The sequence below is a fragment of the Acuticoccus yangtzensis genome, assembly GCF_001927245.1.
Lineage (GTDB): Bacteria > Pseudomonadota > Alphaproteobacteria > Rhizobiales > Amorphaceae > Acuticoccus > Acuticoccus yangtzensis.
Genome location: NZ_MJUX01000013.1, coordinates 69514 through 88105 on the forward strand (window position 1 = coordinate 69514; position 18592 = coordinate 88105).

Below are 18592 nucleotides of genomic sequence, written 5' to 3' on the forward strand. Positions count from 1 at the left end.
GGCGACAGTGGCCGCAGGGGCTTTCGAGGTGGGGGGTCAATCCTGCGGACCCCGGGCGGCAATCCCGAGGATGGGCACCTCGACCGCCACCTCGTCCCCGTCGGACAGGAGGATCATCAGAACGAAGCTTTCGCCCCGATTCATCGGGCGCTTCAGTCGCATCAGCATGGCATGGAGGCCCCCCGGCTCCAGCGCGACGGTCGCGCCGGGCGCGATCTCCACCTCTCCGGCCGACGCCATCGAGCTCACTCCGTCGGCGCTCATCGACGTGCGATGGATCTGCGCATTTTCCGCAAGGTCGGTCTCGAGGCCGATGAGTCCGACAGGCTCCTCACTGACGTTGCGGATCTCCATGTAGGCCGCGCCAGGACGGCCCGTCCCGATGGATGCGCGGGACCATGCGTTCTCGACGACGATCCTGTCGGCTCTAGCCGATGCGGACGCCGCGATGGCGAGCGGCAGCGCCAGAGCCATCGCCGCAGCCCACGCCATGGTTCTTGGGTTCATCGTTGATGCTCCTGCCAGTCGCGGCGTGCCGTACACCTTACAGCTGCTGGAGGTTCAAGGCCGGTCTGTGAGCGAGAAACGTTGCCCAACGCGGGCGTTGAACATACAAAGACTATAGGTTTGAGGAGGGTGTATGCTGACGATCGGCGCGTTGGCGAAGCGGACCGGCACGAAGGTCCAGACGATCCGGTACTATGAGGAAATCGGTCTGATGCCCGAGCCCGGCAGGACCGAAGGCGGGCAACGGCGCTACGGAGCCGACGATCTCGACAGGCTCTCGTTCATCCGCCACGCGCGCCAGCTGGGCTTCCCGCTTGGTGCGATCCGCGAACTCCTGGATCTCGGCGACCATCCGAACCGACCGTGCGAGGAGGCCGACACGATCGCGCGACGGCACCTGAAGCAGGTGGAGCGCAGGATCGCACGGCTCAATGCGCTGCGAACCGAGCTGCGCCGCATGGTGCGCGAATGCGGCGGCGGGCGGGCAGCGGAATGCCGCGTTCTGGAGGTGCTGCGCGACCACGCCGAATGCCTGACCGATCACGAGGAGATCGGGGCCTAAGGATATCCCATGGCTGCCCTGCCCGGGAACGTTCAGCGTTGCAGGGCGATCGGAGACACCGCGGCTCGCTCGGGTGAGATGAGGACATGATGTTGGAATAGGCGGCAGTGAGCATCAGAGCCGCCAACACCTTCAGCCTCAACGACCTCGCCGCCAACCTCGGCATCGTCGTCGCCGGGGGTCTGGTGGCTTGGCTCGGCGCGAACTGGCCGGACCTCCTCGTGGGGGCCGTCGTGGCCGGCATCGCGGCCTGGGGCGGGATCGAGATCCTGCGCGACGCGCATGGGGAGCAACACAACGCGGTGCACGGGGCCGGCACGCCGAGCTGACAGGCTTCGCGTCTGGTCCCCTTGAAGCTACAGCGGCTGTAGGAACTACATCCTTCTCCATGACGCCGAGCACCCCCGTCAGGAGACGTTCCCGTGCCGCATGATCACAGCCATGCCCACCTCGACCCGAAGTCGGGCGATCGCCGGGTGTCCATCGCCATCTGGGCGAACGGGCTGCTCACCGTCGCGCAGATCGTCGGCGGCATCCTGTCGGGCAGCCTCGCGCTGATCGCGGACGCGCTGCATAACTTCTCCGACATGGCCTCGCTGGTGATCGCCTTCGCGGCGCGAAAGATCGCGCGGCGGCCGGCGGACGCGCGCATGACATTCGGCTACGGCAGGATCGAGATCGTGGCCGCGCTGATCAACTACACCACGCTCATCATCGTCGGCGTCTATCTGATCTACGAAGGAGGCATGCGCTTCCTCGACCCGCCGCAAGTCGAGGGATGGACGGTGGTGATCCTCGGCGGCGTGGCGCTCGTCGTGGACACGCTCACCGCGCTGCTCACCTACTCGATGCAGCGGGGCAGCGTGAACATCCGAGCGCTATTCCTGCACAACCTGTCGGACGCCTTCGCCTCGGTCGCGGTGGTGGTCGGTGGAACCCTCATCATCCTCTACGACATGCGCTGGGTCGACCCGGCGATCACGATCGGGATCGCGCTCTACATCCTCTATCTCGCGCTCACCGAGATCGGCGGCCCGATCCGCACCTTGATGCTGGGCAGCCCGCCCGACCTCGACAACGAGGCGGTGGTGGATGCGATACGTGGCGTGGAAGGGGTCGCCGACGTCCACCACGTGCACTTTTGGCAAATGCAGGAGCACGAGGCGGCGCTCGATTGCCATGTGGTCCTCGCCGAGGAGGGCTGGGCCCGCATGGAAGCCATCAAGTCCGGGATCAAGGACCGCCTGAAGGATCGGTTCGGCATCGACCATTCGAGCCTGGAGTTCGAGCGTCTGGATCGGGCGCATCGGGACGCGCCGCTCTATGGGCACGCAGACGCAAGCAAGGGTAAGAGCCATGTTCACTGAGACATTGACGCAGCACGACGACGTCATCGGGATCGCCTGCGAGGGAAAGCTCACCGAGGCGGAGCTGAAGTCGATGCATGCGCTGCTTCATGAACGCTTGGGGCAGGTTTCGAAGCCCGGCCTCTTCCTCGATCTCACCGGGTTCGAAGGCTACGAAGGGCTCGCGGCGCTCGGCGAGGACCTCAAGATGGATACCGCCCACCGCAACGACTTCGGACGGATCGCCATCGTCGGCGAAGGGCGGTGGATGGAATGGGGGACGTCGCTCGCGTCGCTCCTGACCCGATCCGAGATGCGCTGGTTCGAGCTCAGCGAGAAAGACGAAGCGGTGACTTGGGCGCGATCCAGCTGATCGCGGTGAGGATAGACAACCTCGAGCTGCTCGCCGCGCCGGTGGAGCCCCGCGAAGCCGGCGAGTAGACACGTAAGCGCGATCCGAGCGCGCGACCGGAAGACGACGACCATGCGCCAACGGACGTGTGAGATCGACCTGGGTGATGCCCCGCCGATCGTGATCGATGCCGAAGACGCGGTGAGGCGCTTTCGAAGATCCTCCGTCATCAGACGATGGATTCTCGGTTACGTGACGGCGAGCGTCACCGCGACGACGCTCATGGCCGGCGCGTTGTGGGCCGCGTTCGACCGCCCAAGCTCACGCTTGCCCTTTGTCGTCGCTTCGCCAGCCCGTTCTCCTCTTTACACGCCCAACGCGCCAAAGACGGACATGCTCAGGGCTGAGCCTGCGGCGGGAACCGTCGAGGCGCACGGCGGTGCCATCGCGGTCGCTGTCGTCGAGAAAGAGCGCAACACGAAGAGGGTCGAGACGCGGCCCTATCGCTACACCGACCAGTCGCTCGCCGCGTCACTCCGCATCGAGGCGCCCGCCGTGCCGCCATACGATCTCGCCCGCATCATCGGATCGATACCGCAGGAGACGTCCACCACGGACGAGATCTACGGCGTGGGCCTCGAGGCCGACTTCGAGGTCACGATCAACCCATTTCCGACGAACGTGCCGGTGGAGGACTTCAGCTTCACCGAGGCGGACGATCGCGCTCACATCGCGCGCCCCTCGTCGGACGACGCGAACATCCAGGAGGCGCAGCGCACCGGGCCAGGGGACACCGGTCACGATGGCGAGGGCGCGTTCGAGGAGCTGCTTTCGACCGCGGCGACCGTGCCGCCCAACGTGACCATCCTGGAGGCGAACATCACGGAGCTGGTGAAGTCGGCCGCCGCAGCCGACCGCTTCGTGGACCTTATCCAGGACGGCGACACCATCGAGGACATCCTCGTGGGCAGCGGTGTGATCCCTGCGGATGCCGAGGTTGTTCGCAAGCTGGCGCACCGTTTGCTGGGAGGCGGACTCCAGGCCGACGACGTCGTCGAGATTGAGTTCACCGTCGCCGGCGAGGGGGAGGTCGCGCGTCGCAAGGTCCAGCGCTTCACGGCTTATCGGAGCTCGACCCCTCTTGTGAGCCTCGCTCGAGCCGAGGACGATCGTTTGATCGAGGCCGAGCCCATGCGCGAGACGGCGCCGATCGTGGATGCGGTGGTCTCCGTCGGCTCGAGCGGCCGCGGTCCGACGATCTACGAGGGAATCTATCGGGTCGGACTTGGCGAAGGGATGAGCGAGGCGCTCATTGGCAAGCTCGTTCGGGCGTTCGCGTTCGAGGTGGATCTGACGCAACCGATCGGCCCACAGGATCGGCTACAAGTCATCTTCAGCTCGCCGGAGGCCGAGGCGCAGGCTGCCTCCGGCGAGCTCCTCTTCGCCTCCCTGGCGGTCGCGGGTCTCGAGCACCGCGTCTATCGCTTCCGCGACCCCGCGAACGACACGGTCCGTCACTATGACGAGCGTGGGTTGAGCACGTCCCGGCTCCTCCTGCGCAAGCCGATCGGCGGCGGAGTTTTCCGCTCGGGCTTCGGAATGCGAAGCCACCCCATTCTCAAACGCCGGAGGATGCACAACGGCGTCGACTGGGCCGCAAGGCGGGGGACTCCGATCTACGCCGCAGGCGATGCGACCGTCGTGCGCGCAGGATGGCAGTCCGGCTACGGTAGAGCGGTGAGGCTGCGCCTGCGCAATGGGTATGAGGCGTTCTACGCGCACATGTCACGCATCGGCGACGGCGTGGAGGCGGGAACCCAGATTCGCCAAGGCGACATCGTCGGCTACGTTGGAACGTCCGGCCTATCCACCGGCAACCACCTGCACTACGAGGTCATCGTCAACGCTCGGCGGGTCGATCCGCTCGGCATCCGGATCCCGCGCGACAGCGAGCTGAACGGCGCTACGCTTGCTGCGTTCGCGCAGGAGCGTCAGCGCATCGACGCAATTGTCGACACAGCGCACCAGGACCTGCGGCGGAACGCGACATGAGTGGGGGCGCGGCACCGGAGCTTCCTTCAGCATCGGCGCTGATTATGCGTCTGACGGGTGTAGCAGGGTGCAGTCTATCTCCAAGTGCGACATGCCAGCGACAACAAGGGGTTAGGTCGCATGGCCCCCGCGACGGCCACCTCGGCCTTCCGCGTCATCTGGGATACCCGGTTCACCCGCCGACCGCGGCGACGGCCGCTGCGAGTTCGGAAAGCGCCTCTGCCCGCGCCTCGGCTTGCGCGCTCTGCTGCCGCGCTTGAAGCACTTCGAACGCCTCGGCGAGGATTTCTGGGTTCTCGATCAAATGCTGGCGGATGAGGTCGCGGACCTCGGCTCGCTCGGCCTCAGTGAGGGTTTCGCCGAGCGCCATGACGGGCACGAGCGCGAGAAACACAATAAGAGCTGTTCGGAGCATCGGGCACCTATGGTTCGTTCACGGCGAGCGCGTCGGGGTTGCGGCCTCGGGCTTCCTCCAGCGCCGCGAGCACGTTCGTCACCGTCAGGAGTTCCGGGAGCGTCACGCCGTCCGGCCGGGCGGGGCCGAACGCCACGTTGAGCGGGATGCCGTAGCGGCCCCTCGCCTTCACGAAGTCCGCGATGGCCTCGTCCGGCAGGGTCCAGTCCGCCTGCATGGCGATCGTGCCCGGTGCGCCGAGCGCCTCGACGACGCGCGGCCGGTCGAGCGCGACGGCCTTGTTGTAGGCGCATGTGATGCACCAGTCGGCCGTCACGTCCACGAACACGACGCGGCCGTCACGCACGTGAGCGGCGATCGCCGCGCGGTCGAACGGCATCCATCCCGGCGCCACGGCCTTCGCGGTGCGCTCGGTCCTCGGCTCGATCGTCACGGCGAGCACGATCGACGCCGTCGCGATGACGGCGAAGGCGGCGGTTGCCGCGCGGGTGCCCGTAGTCTTCGCCGCGATCATCGGAATGACGACGGCGGTCAGCACAGCGACGACCGCCCAGGGACCGGCTTGCGCCATGAGCACCGAAGCCAGCCAGGCGGCGACGAGGAGCATGGGCACCGTGAGGCCGCGCTGCACCCAGACCATCCACCGCCCCGGCCGTGGCAGTCGCATGACCGCACGGGGCAGCGCCGCGGCGACGAGGTAGGGCGAGGCGAACCCGAGCCCGAGGGCAGCGAAGGTCAGCGCGAGGTCGCCAACGCCACCGCCGAGCCCGAAGCCGATCGCGGTGCCGAGGAAGGGTGCGCTGCACGGGGTCGCGATCAACGCGACCAGAAACCCGTCGGCCGCATCGCTCGCGTGGCCCCACTGGCCGAGCTTGTTCTGCCAGGTCGCCGGCAGGCGCACCTCGACCACGCCGGCAAGGTTCAGGGTCAAGAGGGCGACGATCGCGAGAAGCGCGCCTACGAAGACGGGCTCCTGGAACTGCATGCCCCAGAAGACGTCCTGGCCGAGCGCCTTCAGCACTCCGAGCGCCAGCGCCAGCACGGCCATGAAGCCGAGGATTCCGCCGGCGGTTAGGGCGAAGGCGAGCCGTCGCTGACGGCGCTCCAGCCCCGAGGCACGGCTCATCGCCGCGAGCTTGATCGACAGCACCGGCAGCACGCATGGCATGACATTGAGGATCAGCCCACCCAGAAAAGCGAAGCCGAGGATGAGCCACGCGCTCGCGGCGGGCCTGGAAGGAGCGCCGTCCCGAGCGACCGGCGCTGTTCCCGCGGTCTCCGAGCCCGTGTCGTTCCATTGGGTGATCTGCGACGCGGGAACGAGACCTTCGGCGACGGTTCCGGAGAGGTCCAGCGGCGATCCCTCGCCGACGATGGTGAGACGCACGGGCGTGTCCGTCGACACCGGTTGCGACGCCGCGAGGGTCGCGCTCAGAAGCCCGCTCGGCTCCTCGCGCAGGAGACCCATGAGGGGGTCCGCCGCCTCGACCTCGGCGACGAGGAGCGCGCCGGAAAGGCCCGCAGGCGCGTCCGCGGACGTTTCGAGGTCAACCCTCAGCGCACCGTCCGGCGTCGCGGCCAGGCGCGAGAGCCCGACGCCTCGGTCCGCAGCCGGCACGGGGACCCTCGCCAAAGCGTCGGCGATCGGGGTCGAGTGGGCCGGCGGAAGGAACGCCACGTCGGCCGGGAACGCCACGTCGAACTGATAGCGTTCGGGGATGCAGACCGTGCCGCAGACGAGGAGATCGGCGGCGAGCGTCAGCCGGCCGCCTCGCGAAGGATCGGCGCGCTCCACGGCCAGCGGGAAGGTCACCTCGTCGGCGTAACCGAGCGCTGCGATGCCGAAGGCGACGAAGCGCTCCGGCGCGGGATACGAGAGTTCGGCCGCGACGACGTTCTCGGAACCCTCGACGTCGATGACGGGCGGCAAGCCCGTCGACCCCGCGGAGCGCCAGTAGGTCTTCCAGCCGGGCTCGAGCCTGACCTCCAGTCCCGCGACCAGCTCCCCACCTACCGAAGCGAGATGCAGCCGCGCCGCGCTGTTCGTGTTCTCCTGCCAGGAGGTCGCCGCATGAACCTCCTGGGCGAGCCCAAGCGCCGCGATGGCGGCGATAAGGGCCGACGCGAGCCGGCCTATCACTGCACGGCCATCTGCGCGTTCAGCGCGTCGTGGCGCTCGCGCACCTCGGCCGGCCAGCGGCTCTTGATGTAGGATAGGACCGTGACGATCTCCTCGTCGCTCAGCACACCTTCATAAGCGGGCATGTTGGACAGGTACGGCTCGCCGTTGCCCATCTCCTTCGGCGGACCCTCCTTGGTCAGCTCGAACAGCAGCGCGTCGGGGTGGTGCCAGGTGTGGCCGGTCTCGTCGTGCGGCGGCGCGGGCAAGCGTCCGTCGGGACCCCGCTCACGCCAGTTCGGCTGCCCTTCGAGGTTCGCGCCGTGGCAGGCGGCGCATTGGGCAGCGTAGACCGTCTCGCCCAAGGCCACGACCTGCGGATCGTCCGGCAGAAGCGTCGTGGACGGCTCCAGCGCGCGCGGCCACAGAGCGACCGCGGCGACGCCCGCAAGGCCAAGCGCTGCGCTCGCACCGGCGAGGAGGAGAGGCCGTCGGCGAACCATCAGCCGAGCAGCGGCGCGCTCGGCGGGCGCACCACGACACGCGTGCCGTTAGGCACGCGGTCATAGAGGTCGATGATGTCCTGGTTGAGAAGGCGCACGCAGCCCGAGGAGACCGCGCGGCCGATGGAGTACGCCTCCTGCGTGCCGTGCAGGCGGTAGAGCGTGTCCACCCTCCCCTCGAAGAGGTAGAGCGCGCGGGCACCCAGCGGGTTGTCCAGCCCTGGCTCCATGCCATCACGGTACTGTTCCAGCTCGGGCTCACGGGCGATCATCTCGGCAGGGGGCGTCCAGGTGGGCCACTTGCGCTTGAACGGGATGCGCGCGCGACCGTCCCAGCCGAACCCTTCGCGACCGAGGCCGACGCCGTAGCGCATCGCTCGGCCGCCCTCCATGGTCCAGTAGAGATAAAAGGTGCCGGTATCCACGACGACGGTGCCGGGCCGCTCGCCTGTGGGGTCCGGGACCTCGCGGCGCCAGTACCGCGGATCGACCTTGGAAAGGTCGACCGCAGGGATGGGGAAGCGCTCGTCCGGGCGCGGGCCATACATGGCCCGGTAAACCGGTGGGACAACAGGTCTCGCCGACGAGGCGAGCTGCGGCGACGGCGTCTCGGTGACCGTGCAGCCGCCGAGGAGCGCGGCGCCGCTGCCCAGAAGGAACGTCCTGCGGGCGAGCATGGTCAGCGGCCCGCCTGGTAGTACACCGTGGACCCTTCGGCCGTGCCCGCGCCGAACGTGATCACGTCGTACCGCGCGCCTGGATCGTTCCCCATCCCCACCGAGCCCATGGGCATGCCGGGCACCGCGATGCCTCTAATCTTGGGCCGCTCGGACAAAAGCTTGTCGATAGCCTCGGGCGGGACGTGCCCCTCGATGGCGTAGCCGCCCACCGCGGCGGTGTGGCAGCCCTGCACTTCGTCCGGCACGCCGGCCTGCTTGCGCACGGGGGCAAGGTCCTTGAGCTCGGTGATCTCGAACTTGTAGCCCAGGCGACCCATGTGCTCGGCCCACGCGGTGCAGCAGCCGCACCACGGGGTCTTGTAGACATGCATCGTGTGGTCCCGCGGCTCCGCCTGCACGGCTCGCGACATGGCCGCCATCACTGGAAGAGAGAGCGCCGCGGCAAGGGCGATCATTTGGAGGGTCTTCATGGCTTCAACTCCGAGCTACTGGACATAGACGCGCGCGCCGATGCGCGTGCGGTCGTAAAGATCTTCGACGTGGGCGTTGAGGAGGCGGATGCAGCCGTTGGAGACGGCCCGGCCGACACTCGACGGGTCGCTGGTGCCGTGGATGCGGTACATGGTGTCCCGCCCGCCGCGATAGAGGTAGAGCAACGGGCACCGAGCGGATTGCCCGGGCCGCCGGGAACGCCGCCGGCGAAGCGCGCGTACTTGTGCGGTTCGCGGCGGATCATGTTGCGCGTCGGCGTCCAGCGCGGCCACTTGGCCTTGCGGGCGATGGTGCCGCTGCCGCGGAACGAGCGCCCTGCCCGCCCGACGCCGATCACGTACTCCACCGCCTGCCCGCGGCCGAGCACGAAGTAGAGCCGGCGCTCAGCCGTGCGTACGACGATGGAGCCGGGCGCTGCGCGGGTGCGGAAGCCTACGACGCGTGGCGCGGCGACCGGATGCGGATGGGCGAGCGCCGCGCCCGGAGCGGCGGCGACGGCTCCGAGCCCGACGATGAAGGCGCGCCTGGAGAGCCCGATCATGCGCGCTCTCCTTCGACCGTCAGGTAGGTCATCATCCCGCCAGCCTGGTGCTCGATCATGTTGGGCGGGCGCAGGCCGTGCCAGTGCACCGCGCTCGGCTCGGGCAGGCGGTTCTCAAAGAGGACGTCGAGACGATCGCCGCGGCGATAGCGCAGCAGCGAACCGGGAACGGAGCCGTTGTAGCTCCAGGTGTCCACGATCGTGGTGGCACTGAGAGCTGAGAGCGCCTGGCGGGACGGCGCTGCGGTGACGAGGGCCGGAGGCGTGGTGGCGCGGGCGAGGTGGGGCAGAGCAGCGGCTCCTGCCAGCGCGCTTGCGCCGACGAGAAGCCCACGCCGGGTGAGGCGTTGGTGCATGGATCGAACCTGATACGACGAGGATCGAGAAGGATGCCCGGATCGGACCGAAGAACCCAACGACCGGCTTCGCCGCCGCTCTTCTCGAGCCTTCGCGATTGCGAAGGCCAACTCGAAGACGCGACGGCTTGCGGCTCCGCTTGAGCGGCGGAGTCTTGCACGCCGAAGCCCGCGGCGCTCAGGCCAGCGTTCGAGGAGGTGGCGTGTCGACGCCCAGCGCGAGCCCGCTCACCGCGCGCTCCGCAGCGAGCACGTTGGCATGAGCGAGACCGTCGATCCGCACGGCCGACTTTTCCGGCTGGAGAAGGCCGATGAGGCCGACTCCGCAGCTGGTCGACGGGCCGACGCACGGCTCCAGGTTCTCGTCTTCATCCGCGCAGCCCGCGCAGTCCATCATCGCGGCTTGGGTGCCAACCGCATGCGTCGTTGCAGCGTTGGTCGCATGGGACGCGCTTTCCATGCTGGTCAGCGTGAGGTGCTCGACCGGCACGTCCATCATGCTCACCGTCTGGCCGGCGACGACCCCCATGAGCAAGGCGACAATGGCGAAGAGTGTACGCATTACCGTACTAGGGTATGCGGAGCGAGCAGGAAGGTCAACGATTCGACATCTCTCATGCTGCCTCTCGAAGCGGTGCGCAGCGATGCACCTCCACGGTTAGGTGCGAGAGCGGGATGACGTCGTTCAGGACGGCCTTGTAGTGCGCGGGATCACGCGGGCGGTCGGAGACGAGCGAGACGATCGCCGCCATGTGGTCGGGCCCGACGCGCCACAGGTGAAGGTCGGCGACGCGATCGCCGTCCGCCTCGATCGTCTCCTTGATGCGTGCCGCCACCGCGGGATCGGGCACGGTTTCGAGGAGAACCGCGCCCGCGCCGCGCATGAGGCTCCAGGACCATCGGGCGATGACGAGGCCGCCGACGATGCCCATCAGCGGATCGACCCACAGCCAGCCGTAGAACCGACCCGCGAGCATCAATCTTTGCAGCTCTCTGCAGCCTTCCAGTCGCTCGCAATTGGTTTCCGCCGATCGAGGGACAGTGGAAAGCCACTCGGGAATCCAATTGGCCGGCCATCCAGCAACGTGTCCATCCGGGTGGTGCACCCGTCGCGCTCGCGCCTGTTCCCGCGACCGTTACGATTATCGCGCGCCTATTTCATATCAGGATAAATTTGGCTTCGGACGACCGCTACTCAACCTCGAAGACGGTTTTTGGGTGGGCAACGCGTGATGTTGAAGACGGCTCTGTCACGCTACATTATCTCTATAAGAACATGACGAAACTACCCGAAGCGACGGATAGCGACTCTCATGACGGTGCCGCGAATCTATGCGTCGAACGGCAAGGCAAAGAAATGTGGTTGGAAGGAGTTTGCTGGACTAACCGGAACTGGCATCGCGGGCTCAATACCGCCGGGAGAATAACTCTACGACGACAGTAGTCTTTCCGCCCTCGATTGGTCAGCAAGTCTAGAGCTGCGCGGCGTCCAAGGGCGAAGGTCGCGTTTCGGTGACCACCTTCCGGGTTTTCCGCAATTTTACCGTTTTCCGACTTTCCCGTGGCTGACAGAAGACGGCAGCAAGATTGAGGACCACACGCGTTGAAATCTACTGGAGCGGCGATCACGCAGCATCCTACTCCGCCCACGCCAAGCCGCAGCCGCATTATGCGGGCGATCCGCGGAAAGGACACTGGGCCAGAGCTGATCGTGCGCCGGATGCTGCATGCGATGGGCTACCGCTACCGCGTTCATGACCGGCACCTTCCTGGAACGCCTGATCTGTCTTTTCCGCGCCGCCGCCGCGTTATTTTCGTTCATGGGTGCTTTTGGCACCAGCATGACGCTGAGAGCTGCACGCTGAAGAAGGGCGCGCCCCGCTCGAACACTCGCTATTGGGCGCCGAAGATGCAGCGCACTCGCGCCCGCGATGCCGAGCATCTCGCCGCGCTCGAGCGGGACGGCTGGCAGGTCATGTTGGTCTGGGAGTGCGAGACGACCGATCGCAAAGAGCTGGCGTCCCGTCTTACGGCGTTTCTCGGTCCGCCGCGCGTTGCTCACGCAGCCCGGCCGAGCGCGCCATAGCCGCGACCGTTTCCGGGGTGCGCCTCGTGCGTGCCGATCAGCGGGCGGAACTTCGCAGGGAGCGGGCGGACGGCCTCCGGCGCCGGGGCACGGCCCCGCGCGGTCGGCAGAAGCTTGTAGGCACGCGGCCGCCGCCCGGCGGCGAGGAGCTGCACTCGGATCTCCCACGCCATCACCTCGGCCAGCAGGGACGGCACGGCGTTGCCAACCATGCGCTGGATATCGCCGCGGCTTCCGATCAGGCTCACATCATCCGGGAAGGTCTGTAGCCGGCACAGCTCGCGCATGGAGAGCTTACGGTTGCGCCAGTGGAACGGCCCCGTCGCCGATCCCGGCTGCGCCTGAATGGTCCAGGCCGGGCGATCCTTGGCGAGCTTCAGCAGGAAATTCCAATAGCGGCGACGCCAGCCGAACAGCGGTTGCCCGCCGCCCCGATCAGTATGCCAGAGATAGTTTTGGCCCTCCGGGATCGTCGGCAGCAGGTCGGCCCATTTGCCGGTCATCTGAAGGCCAGGCTCATTGGGCTGCTCCGGTAGGTCGCCGAGCGCGTCCCATGTCGTGCGATAGGCCTTGAGGCCCTCGCCGAACTTCGCCTTCGGAAAGGCGAAGGGGCTGCCATCACGTGCGGCGACAATGACCAGACGCTCGCGCATCTGGGGGGTGCCATAGTCGGCTGCGTTCACGACCTTCCAGTAGGGCTTGTAGGCGGTGCCTGTCGTCTCGTTGATCTCCCGTAGCCCGGCCAACACCCGCTCAAGGCCCTCATCCTTGCCCTTAAAGGCAAGGCCGGGGACATTCTCGAGCAGGAATGCGCGGGGCTGCACATCGCGCAGCACGCGCAGATAGGCGGTCAGCGTGTCTGCGCGCGGATCGTCGAGCCGCATCGCGTCGCCGCGCGCCCAATAGCCGGATTTTGAGAAGGGCTGGCAGGGAGGCCCGCCAATCAGTACGTCGGCCTCCCCTGCCCGAAGATTGGCAGCGGAGAGGATCGCGTCAGAGGAAACTAAATGGATGTCTTCTTCCAGCACCGGCCCGGAACGATTGGCGCGGAGATTCCGACAGCAAGCGGCATCCAGCTCGACAGCAGCCGATGTGTGAAAACCTGCCGCCTTGAATCCGTAATCCAGGCCGCCAACACCAGTGTAGAGCGAGATGACGTTCAGCATTGCATTAAGTCGTTGTTAACCTCTCTCCAGCGGAGCATACTCCACCTCAATACATTCGTAGTCTATCTATGCGGAGATATTTTGTATTGTCAATACAATTCTGGAGGGGCGGTGATCGTCATCCACTTGCGTCGCGCCATTGATGCCTACGAGGCCCGTACCGGCGAGCGCGTGACGCATGAGGATCTCGCGGCGCGCACCGGGCTCTCGCGGGCGACGCTGGACTCGCTTGCCTCCCGACGCGACTACAATGCCAGCCTTCGCGCCATCGCACGCATCTGCCGCGCTCTGCGTTGCACGCCCGGCGAGCTGCTCGAGCTGGTGCCTGATGATGACGAGATACGCGAGACCGAATGATCGCCGGGCGCTCCACAATCGATCAGTCGCGCGCGCGGATGATCCTCTATGAGGAGGCGGCCAAAGCTGCCGCCGGCCACGTGGATCGCCGCTGGATGCGGCCAATCGAGGCCATCAGCAAGCTGGCCGAGGAGAGCAACGCGCTCACGCATATCGCCTTCCTCGGCACCGCCATCCTCGCCAAATGCACCGCGCCGCAGATTGACGTCTTTTCCGTCAAAGTCTCCTCAGGGCCGAACGGCTACGCGGCACGAAGCCTCTGCCAGCATGTGCTCGCTACAAACGCCCCGGAGCTGGATATCCATCTCGGGGTTACCGGGCGGGAGCCGCTTAACAACCAGCCCTATTTCCGGATTGATCGACTGACGCGCGAGGCGCCGGTGCGCTCGACCGCACAGGGAGTTCTGAACGCTCTCTGCGATCTGCTGGATCGGCTGCAAGACGCGTCCGAGGACGAGGCCAGGGCGGCGCTGCGGGCCTTCATCGACGTCAGGCGTCGCTATGGCACCCGCTATGCGCGCGTAATCGGCGACGATATGGCTATCAGCGTCCCGGATCTCGTCACCGCCGTCGAAGGCTTGGTCGGAGCGACCTCAGAGGGCGGTAAGCGTGCGCAAGCGGTGGTGGCGGCCCTGATGGATGTGTTTGCTTCGTCCGAGCGGGTCGACGTCTCCCGGATCAATGATCCGTCCCGCGATGCGCCAGCCGACGTGAATATTCGACGCCGCAGCGGAGACGGATGGGAGCGGGTGTTCGAGGTGCGCGACAAGCCCGTCAGTCGCGAGGATCTCTATCACCTGATGTCCAAATGCCAGCAGGCTGGCGTTGAGGAGGCGATCATGGTCGCGATCGCTCCAAGCCCCCCGGTAAGCCTTCTAGAGCAGGCGCAGGCCTGGGGCGCTGACCGCGGGGTGGCGCTCAGCCTCTACAGCAGCTGGGCGGACCTGATCCGGGAGGTGCTCGTATGGGCGGAAACCTCGACCCTGTCTGCCACGGCAGCCCTCCCCGGCCGCGTCGAGCAGCGGCTGATCGACCTTGAAGCGACGCCAGAGGCACTTGAGCTATGGAAGCGGCTTCTAGAGGAGCTGCAGCAATAGAGTATCGCCAGCCAGCCAGCCTAAGCCCTATGCGCGGCGCGCGAAATCGATGGTTCGCTGCGCGAAGTGCAGAAGCTCTGAATCATTGACGTCCGCCGTCTGCCACGCGGAATTGGTGTCGTGGTGGAAGCGGTTTACATATTCGCGCAGCGCATCGAGTTCCGAGATATCAGCGGCTGACAGGATCTCATCCGGCGAACTGAGCTTCTGACGACAGAGTTCGACGAACGGGCCAATCAGCATTTCCGGGTGAAATCGGTTCGGATAGGCAACCCGCAGGAATGTTTCGAGAATGGGCCGTAGCGCCGTCGCGACTGTCCGATCGTCGTAGGTCCGCCCACCGCCGTGGATATAGGCGTAGACCTCGCCGAAGCGCAGATCATGTTCCGTGATGCAGTCTGCGCTCACATTCCAGCCATCAAGCGTCGAGCCGGTGCTGCCGTCGCGCCGAACCTTCAAACTGGAGCAGCTGTTGCGGATCGGCTTGTGGATCTCGAACAGGAACGGCTTTGCGTGCGACATCACGATCAGCTGGCGCACGGAGCGGGCCAGCTGGCGGATTTCCTGAATGGTGGCAAGGGACCGATGCTCATCAAGGCTGGTCATCGGATCATCGATGATTACGACGGCATCGGCCTTTTGCGGATGGCGGTCGAGCGAGGCGAAGAAGAAGGCAAGGGCCAGGGTATTGCGATCGCCGGCGCTGAGCGCGCTACGGAATGATGGCTGGCCTTCCTCGTCGATTAACGGCACTTCACCCGCGCCAATCGACAGCACATAAGAACAAGACGAGCCACCGCGGTTGTTGACCGAGTTGACCTTGCTCAGTCGGAAGCTAGCATTCAGTCGCCGCAGATAGTCATTTACGGCCGTCTCATACTGTGGAAACACGTCGGTCCGGTACTGGTCGAGGGCGGTTCGCGCCTGCTTCCGGACCGTTTCCGTCGTCTTCTTCGCAGCCTGCTCCTCTAGATATGCCGCACACAGCGCGCTTACTGCTGGTTCGTGGCGGGCAGCGGTTGACCGGAGCTTTGTCAGATCCTGTTCCAGCACCCGCGCGTCGGCGGCCGCGGTGCGCTCCTTGACGAGCGCGATCGTCGCGTTCACCTCCTGTAGGTGGTCGGACAAAGCCGCAACAGCTGCCTGCGCCTCGTGAAAATCAGCGACCGCGCGGAGGATTTCGTCCCCCAGCGGCATCGCCTCAAGCGGAGAGGCCTGCTTGCTGCGCAATGCCGCCTCTATGGCCTCACGTGCTCGCTTCCAGCGACGCGCGACCTCGGCCGTGTCGACCTCGATCGGCGGCACCTCCGCGAAGGCCTTCCAGAATTCGCGTACCTCGCCGGCCTGACGGACTGCACGCTCAAATGCCGTCTGGATCTCGGCGCCATGCTCGCGTTGCAGGGTGCGCAGCGCAGCCGATATCGTCTCCTTCAGCTCCGCATAGGCAGCGCCGAAATAGGCTCGGTAGTGGGCTAAAATGGTCGATCCAGCGAGATCCTGCGCGCAGAAGGGGCACGGGCTGCCAGACTCTTGCTCCAGCTGGTTAGCGAAGCCCATGCCCGCGGACACCCAGCGTTCGCCGTCTCCGCCAAGCCGGGCCATATGCGCCTGCACTACAGATACGGCTTCCGCATCGAGACCGGGAAGATCCCGCTGAAGCAATGCAGCCAGCGCGTCCAGATCGAAAGCGGGCAGCGATAGTGGCCGGAAGGTCAGCGCCTTGCTGACCGCTTCGGCCGAGCGCGCGGCCGCCAAGGCCTTCTCGACGTCCGTGATGGCCGCATCGACGTCCGCTCGGGGCTTCAGCTTGCAAAATTCGTCGACGCTCAGATTGCCCCGTGCCGACGGCGGGATTGCCTCACCACGTCGACGCAACTCCTGATTATGTGTCTCGATTTTCTCTATGCTCGCCTGCATGGCGGTGTAGAGGGCCACACCTTCGGTGCCGATAATCAGCTCATGCAGCTTCTGGCGGTGACCGCTCGCAATCTCGATGCCCGAGCAAACATTCTCGGCGACGAACACGTCATCAAATACGGCGATCACCGGCAGGGTCTGCGTCCACTGACCATTCTCATAGCGAAACGGCGCAGGCCCGCTGCCTTTGATAACGACCGAAGGCGGATGGGTGGCCCCGACTCGATGCCGCTCGCTGATGGGGGTCGCGAGACCGCTACCCAGCGACCGGAAAATGGCTGCCAGTGTCGTCTTGCCTCGCCCATTCTCAGCATAGATCAGCGTGAATGGCCCGAATGGCAGCTGAGCGCCGGAACTGACGTTGTCGAATTGACCTACATTGCGAATTAGCTTGATGCATTCAATCATAAATTGACGATTGTCATGAATGGCGGGGCATGTCGACCTGAACCGTCACGCAATCCGCACTATTGTTGCACATCCCCTCCGCGAAACGCCCGCCGCCGCTCATTCTGTACCAGCTGACGCTCGGCCGGTTCCGGCTCATTCGGCGCGTCGATCCGACGTAGCTTCACCACCGGCGCTTCAGCTCCTTTCGGCATTGAATTCACACGCCTGAGCGTCTGCTGCCCAGCTCGTGGGCATCGCATTTTCGTCAGATTTAAAATGTAATCTATAGTTCAAAATTGCAGCAATATGTGATGAATCGCTCGCGCTGCGGCTACGTGAGTCTGCTTGATGAAACACTCCTCCCGCTGGCCCGTCATCGGATCCGCCGTGCTGGCGATCGGTGCGGCCACCCTCCCCGCCCCGACGGCTCAGGCCGCCAGCGCCTATGACATCGACTGCAAGCTTATCCTGTGCCTCGCCGGCGGCTTTCCGGCCGGGTGTGCCGACGCCTTTGAGCACATGATCGACCGCATCACGTCGGTCCCGCCGAAGTCGCCGATCGGGCTGTGCCTCATGAGCGACGGCACGCCGTACGACAACTACGACGTGGACTATGGTTGGCTTTCCCCGACCTCGCCCGAGGCGTTCTCCTGCCCCGAGGATAAGCAGCTCCATCACGAGGTGCGGAACGAGGACTACCGGACTGAAGTCCGCGCCTTCTGCTACACCTCCTCCATCAGCTACGGTGCGGGCGACGACGGGACGACCGTCTATTTCGGCAAGTCGGCGCCGGAGCGGCACACGTTGCGGACCCACATCGTCGTCGAGCCTGGGACCGACGCGGCCTATTCGCCGGGCTGGCAGCAGTGGAACACCGGCGCTCGATACGGCGGGGGCGTCGTCAACGTCATCACCTACTGATGAGGGCTGCCCTCGGCCGTCTCGTCGTTGCTGTAGGGGTCAGCCTGCTAGAGGCGGGCATGGCCTTCGGCCAGGCCTGCCTGCCGCCGGCCGAGCCCTACCCCTACGCCCCGCCGAGGAACGACCCGAAGCTGCGCGCCTTCATCAATGATGAGTACGCGGCGTACATGGAAGGCATCGAGGATTACATGCAGTGCCTGGACGACGAGGCACGGCGCGCCCAGGACGAGGCCCGCGTGATCTTTGATCGTTGGATCGGCTATTTCGGCGATGAAGCCGTCATTCGCGATCGCCGTCCGGCGCAGTGATCGGCGCCGCCCTCCGCTGATCAAGGGCTTCATCAGACGAGCCGAGTTGCTATGAGCCGGCCGGGCCAATCCCGCACGCGGGACCGGGCTCTACTCGGCCCGTGAACGGGCCTCCCCGAGCCTGAGCGGGGCGTTCTCCCTGCAGCCCAGGGGCGCCGTGCGGCGTCTCTCCGAGCCGCCACCCGCCGCGGGCTGCATGGTCGCCCTTCCCCCTCAGTCTCGGCCCATTCGGGTCACGATCCCTTTGGCGCAGGGGGAACCGCCGGTTCCCCCACGCAAGCTCGCGCGCAGCTGGCGGGGGGCGTCCCCAACCACGGTCACGGCCTGACGGCCGCGCTGCGTGGCCGGGTGATCCCCCTCCCCCCGCCCCCTTCGGGACGCTGCGCGCGAGCTTGCGTGGCACCCCCTCCTGCCCTCGCCGGGAG

At 66.1% G+C, this 18592-nt stretch carries 21 protein-coding genes and 1 pseudogene; 10 read left to right on the top strand and 12 right to left on the bottom strand.

What is annotated here, in order from left to right:
* Positions 1-36: 36 nt before the first annotated feature.
* Positions 37-507: a copper chaperone PCu(A)C gene (locus BIX52_RS21325; protein WP_211098212.1), complete on the bottom strand. Its 471-nt coding sequence runs from the start codon at positions 505-507 to the stop codon at positions 37-39.
* Between the two features lie 133 nt (positions 508-640).
* On the opposite strand from BIX52_RS21325, the gene BIX52_RS21330 reads away from it, so the two are divergent.
* The 5 genes from BIX52_RS21330 (at position 641) to BIX52_RS21350 (ending at position 4819) form a co-directional block, all read left to right on the top strand.
* Positions 641-1069, top strand: a complete 429-nt coding sequence (locus tag BIX52_RS21330; RefSeq protein ID WP_075223130.1) for a MerR family transcriptional regulator — start codon at positions 641-643, stop codon at positions 1067-1069.
* A gap of 107 nt (positions 1070-1176) precedes the next feature.
* A complete protein-coding gene (locus BIX52_RS21335) occupies positions 1177-1398 on the top strand; it encodes a hypothetical protein (protein WP_211098213.1) in 222 nt (73 codons plus the stop codon).
* A 93-nt stretch (positions 1399-1491) separates the two neighbouring features.
* Positions 1492-2436, top strand: a complete 945-nt coding sequence (locus BIX52_RS21340; protein ID WP_075223131.1) for a cation diffusion facilitator family transporter — start codon at positions 1492-1494, stop codon at positions 2434-2436.
* The gene (locus BIX52_RS21345; RefSeq protein ID WP_075223132.1) at positions 2426-2788 is read left to right on the top strand and encodes a SpoIIAA family protein; all 363 of its coding nucleotides are present in this window, start codon (positions 2426-2428) and stop codon (positions 2786-2788) included. Before BIX52_RS21340 ends, BIX52_RS21345 begins: the two co-directional genes overlap by 11 nt.
* A 111-nt stretch (positions 2789-2899) precedes the next feature.
* A complete protein-coding gene (locus BIX52_RS21350; RefSeq protein ID WP_083660652.1) occupies positions 2900-4819 on the top strand; it encodes a M23 family metallopeptidase in 1920 nt (639 codons plus the stop codon).
* 172 nt (positions 4820-4991) lie between these two features.
* On the opposite strand, the gene BIX52_RS21355 is transcribed toward BIX52_RS21350, so the two are convergent.
* The 9 genes and pseudogenes from BIX52_RS21355 to BIX52_RS21395 all read right to left on the bottom strand — a co-directional run bounded on the left by BIX52_RS21355 (position 4992) and on the right by BIX52_RS21395 (position 10905).
* Positions 4992-5189 (bottom strand): hypothetical protein, encoded by a 198-nt coding sequence (locus tag BIX52_RS21355; RefSeq protein ID WP_157956295.1) that lies wholly within the window; start codon positions 5187-5189, stop codon positions 4992-4994.
* A gap of 52 nt (positions 5190-5241) precedes the next feature.
* Positions 5242-7374, bottom strand: a complete 2133-nt coding sequence (locus tag BIX52_RS21360) for a protein-disulfide reductase DsbD family protein (RefSeq protein WP_083660654.1) — start codon at positions 7372-7374, stop codon at positions 5242-5244.
* Entirely contained in the window at positions 7371-7856 is a 486-nt protein-coding gene (locus BIX52_RS21365; RefSeq protein WP_075223135.1) for a c-type cytochrome, read from the bottom strand. The genes BIX52_RS21360 and BIX52_RS21365 overlap by 4 nt, the downstream gene beginning before the upstream one ends.
* Entirely contained in the window at positions 7856-8533 is a 678-nt protein-coding gene (locus BIX52_RS21370; protein ID WP_075223136.1) for a L,D-transpeptidase, read from the bottom strand. Before BIX52_RS21370 ends, BIX52_RS21365 begins: the two co-directional genes overlap by 1 nt.
* A 2-nt stretch (positions 8534-8535) precedes the next feature.
* On the bottom strand, positions 8536-9006 hold the full coding sequence (locus BIX52_RS21375) for a DUF411 domain-containing protein (RefSeq protein WP_075223137.1): 471 nt from the start codon (positions 9004-9006) through the stop codon (positions 8536-8538).
* Between the two features lie 15 nt (positions 9007-9021).
* Positions 9022-9569, bottom strand: a pseudogene (locus tag BIX52_RS21380) (L,D-transpeptidase).
* Positions 9566-9925, bottom strand: coding sequence for a multicopper oxidase domain-containing protein (locus tag BIX52_RS22610; RefSeq protein ID WP_083660656.1), 360 nt, complete (start codon positions 9923-9925; stop codon positions 9566-9568). Before BIX52_RS22610 ends, BIX52_RS21380 begins: the two are co-directional and overlap by 4 nt.
* 178 nt (positions 9926-10103) lie before the next feature.
* Positions 10104-10487: a hypothetical protein gene (locus tag BIX52_RS21390; protein ID WP_075223139.1), complete on the bottom strand. Its 384-nt coding sequence runs from the start codon at positions 10485-10487 to the stop codon at positions 10104-10106.
* Between the two features lie 52 nt (positions 10488-10539).
* Positions 10540-10905 carry a cation diffusion facilitator family transporter gene (locus BIX52_RS21395; protein WP_139312840.1) on the bottom strand — a complete coding sequence of 122 codons (366 nt, stop codon included), beginning with the start codon at positions 10903-10905 and terminating at the stop codon, positions 10540-10542.
* Positions 10906-11594: 689 nt separating this feature from the next.
* Between BIX52_RS21395 and BIX52_RS21400 the strand changes: the two genes are divergently transcribed.
* Entirely contained in the window at positions 11595-12011 is a 417-nt protein-coding gene (locus tag BIX52_RS21400) for a very short patch repair endonuclease (RefSeq protein ID WP_075223141.1), read from the top strand.
* Here the strand turns inward: BIX52_RS21400 and BIX52_RS21405 are convergent.
* Positions 11984-13177 carry a DNA cytosine methyltransferase gene (locus BIX52_RS21405; RefSeq protein ID WP_075223142.1) on the bottom strand — a complete coding sequence of 398 codons (1194 nt, stop codon included), beginning with the start codon at positions 13175-13177 and terminating at the stop codon, positions 11984-11986. The two genes, BIX52_RS21400 and BIX52_RS21405, sit on opposite strands and share 28 nt — an antisense overlap.
* 111 nt (positions 13178-13288) lie before the next feature.
* On the opposite strand from BIX52_RS21405, the gene BIX52_RS21410 reads away from it, so the two are divergent.
* Both BIX52_RS21410 and BIX52_RS21415 read left to right on the top strand, forming a co-directional pair.
* Positions 13289-13534, top strand: coding sequence for a helix-turn-helix domain-containing protein (locus tag BIX52_RS21410; protein ID WP_075223143.1), 246 nt, complete (start codon positions 13289-13291; stop codon positions 13532-13534).
* Positions 13531-14631 (top strand): restriction endonuclease, SacI family, encoded by a 1101-nt coding sequence (locus BIX52_RS21415; protein WP_075223144.1) that lies wholly within the window; start codon positions 13531-13533, stop codon positions 14629-14631. The genes BIX52_RS21410 and BIX52_RS21415 overlap by 4 nt, the downstream gene beginning before the upstream one ends.
* A gap of 27 nt (positions 14632-14658) precedes the next feature.
* Here the strand turns inward: BIX52_RS21415 and BIX52_RS21420 are convergent, their stop codons facing one another.
* Complete coding sequence (locus BIX52_RS21420; protein ID WP_075223145.1) at positions 14659-16956, bottom strand: AAA family ATPase; 2298 nt, start codon at positions 16954-16956, stop codon at positions 14659-14661.
* A gap of 330 nt (positions 16957-17286) precedes the next feature.
* Between BIX52_RS21420 and BIX52_RS21425 the strand changes: the two genes are divergently transcribed.
* On the top strand, positions 17287-17859 hold the full coding sequence (locus BIX52_RS21425; protein ID WP_075223146.1) for a hypothetical protein: 573 nt from the start codon (positions 17287-17289) through the stop codon (positions 17857-17859).
* 59 nt (positions 17860-17918) lie between these two features.
* Positions 17919-18167 carry a hypothetical protein gene (locus BIX52_RS21430; RefSeq protein ID WP_075223147.1) on the top strand — a complete coding sequence of 83 codons (249 nt, stop codon included), beginning with the start codon at positions 17919-17921 and terminating at the stop codon, positions 18165-18167.
* The last annotated feature ends 425 nt before the right edge of the window (positions 18168-18592 follow it).

What these genes read in the sequence shown, in the direction of transcription:
- BIX52_RS21325 (WP_211098212.1), bottom strand. Translation starts at nt 507, where the DNA reads ATGAACCCAAGAACCATGGCGTGGGCTGCGGCGATGGCTCTGGCGCTG.
- BIX52_RS21330 (WP_075223130.1), top strand. Translation starts at nt 641, where the DNA reads ATGCTGACGATCGGCGCGTTGGCGAAGCGGACCGGCACGAAGGTCCAG.
- BIX52_RS21345 (WP_075223132.1), top strand. Translation starts at nt 2,426, where the DNA reads ATGTTCACTGAGACATTGACGCAGCACGACGACGTCATCGGGATCGCC.
- BIX52_RS21350 (WP_083660652.1), top strand. Translation starts at nt 2,900, where the DNA reads ATGCGCCAACGGACGTGTGAGATCGACCTGGGTGATGCCCCGCCGATC.
- BIX52_RS21355 (WP_157956295.1), bottom strand. Translation starts at nt 5,189, where the DNA reads ATGGCGCTCGGCGAAACCCTCACTGAGGCCGAGCGAGCCGAGGTCCGC.
- BIX52_RS21365 (WP_075223135.1), bottom strand. Translation starts at nt 7,856, where the DNA reads ATGGTTCGCCGACGGCCTCTCCTCCTCGCCGGTGCGAGCGCAGCGCTT.
- BIX52_RS21370 (WP_075223136.1), bottom strand. Translation starts at nt 8,533, where the DNA reads ATGCTCGCCCGCAGGACGTTCCTTCTGGGCAGCGGCGCCGCGCTCCTC.
- BIX52_RS21375 (WP_075223137.1), bottom strand. Translation starts at nt 9,006, where the DNA reads ATGAAGACCCTCCAAATGATCGCCCTTGCCGCGGCGCTCTCTCTTCCA.
- BIX52_RS22610 (WP_083660656.1), bottom strand. Translation starts at nt 9,925, where the DNA reads ATGCACCAACGCCTCACCCGGCGTGGGCTTCTCGTCGGCGCAAGCGCG.
- BIX52_RS21390 (WP_075223139.1), bottom strand. Translation starts at nt 10,487, where the DNA reads ATGCGTACACTCTTCGCCATTGTCGCCTTGCTCATGGGGGTCGTCGCC.
- BIX52_RS21400 (WP_075223141.1), top strand. Translation starts at nt 11,595, where the DNA reads ATGCGGGCGATCCGCGGAAAGGACACTGGGCCAGAGCTGATCGTGCGC.
- BIX52_RS21405 (WP_075223142.1), bottom strand. Translation starts at nt 13,177, where the DNA reads ATGCTGAACGTCATCTCGCTCTACACTGGTGTTGGCGGCCTGGATTAC.
- BIX52_RS21415 (WP_075223144.1), top strand. Translation starts at nt 13,531, where the DNA reads ATGATCGCCGGGCGCTCCACAATCGATCAGTCGCGCGCGCGGATGATC.
- BIX52_RS21420 (WP_075223145.1), bottom strand. Translation starts at nt 16,956, where the DNA reads ATGATTGAATGCATCAAGCTAATTCGCAATGTAGGTCAATTCGACAAC.
- BIX52_RS21425 (WP_075223146.1), top strand. Translation starts at nt 17,287, where the DNA reads ATGAAACACTCCTCCCGCTGGCCCGTCATCGGATCCGCCGTGCTGGCG.
- BIX52_RS21430 (WP_075223147.1), top strand. Translation starts at nt 17,919, where the DNA reads ATGGCCTTCGGCCAGGCCTGCCTGCCGCCGGCCGAGCCCTACCCCTAC.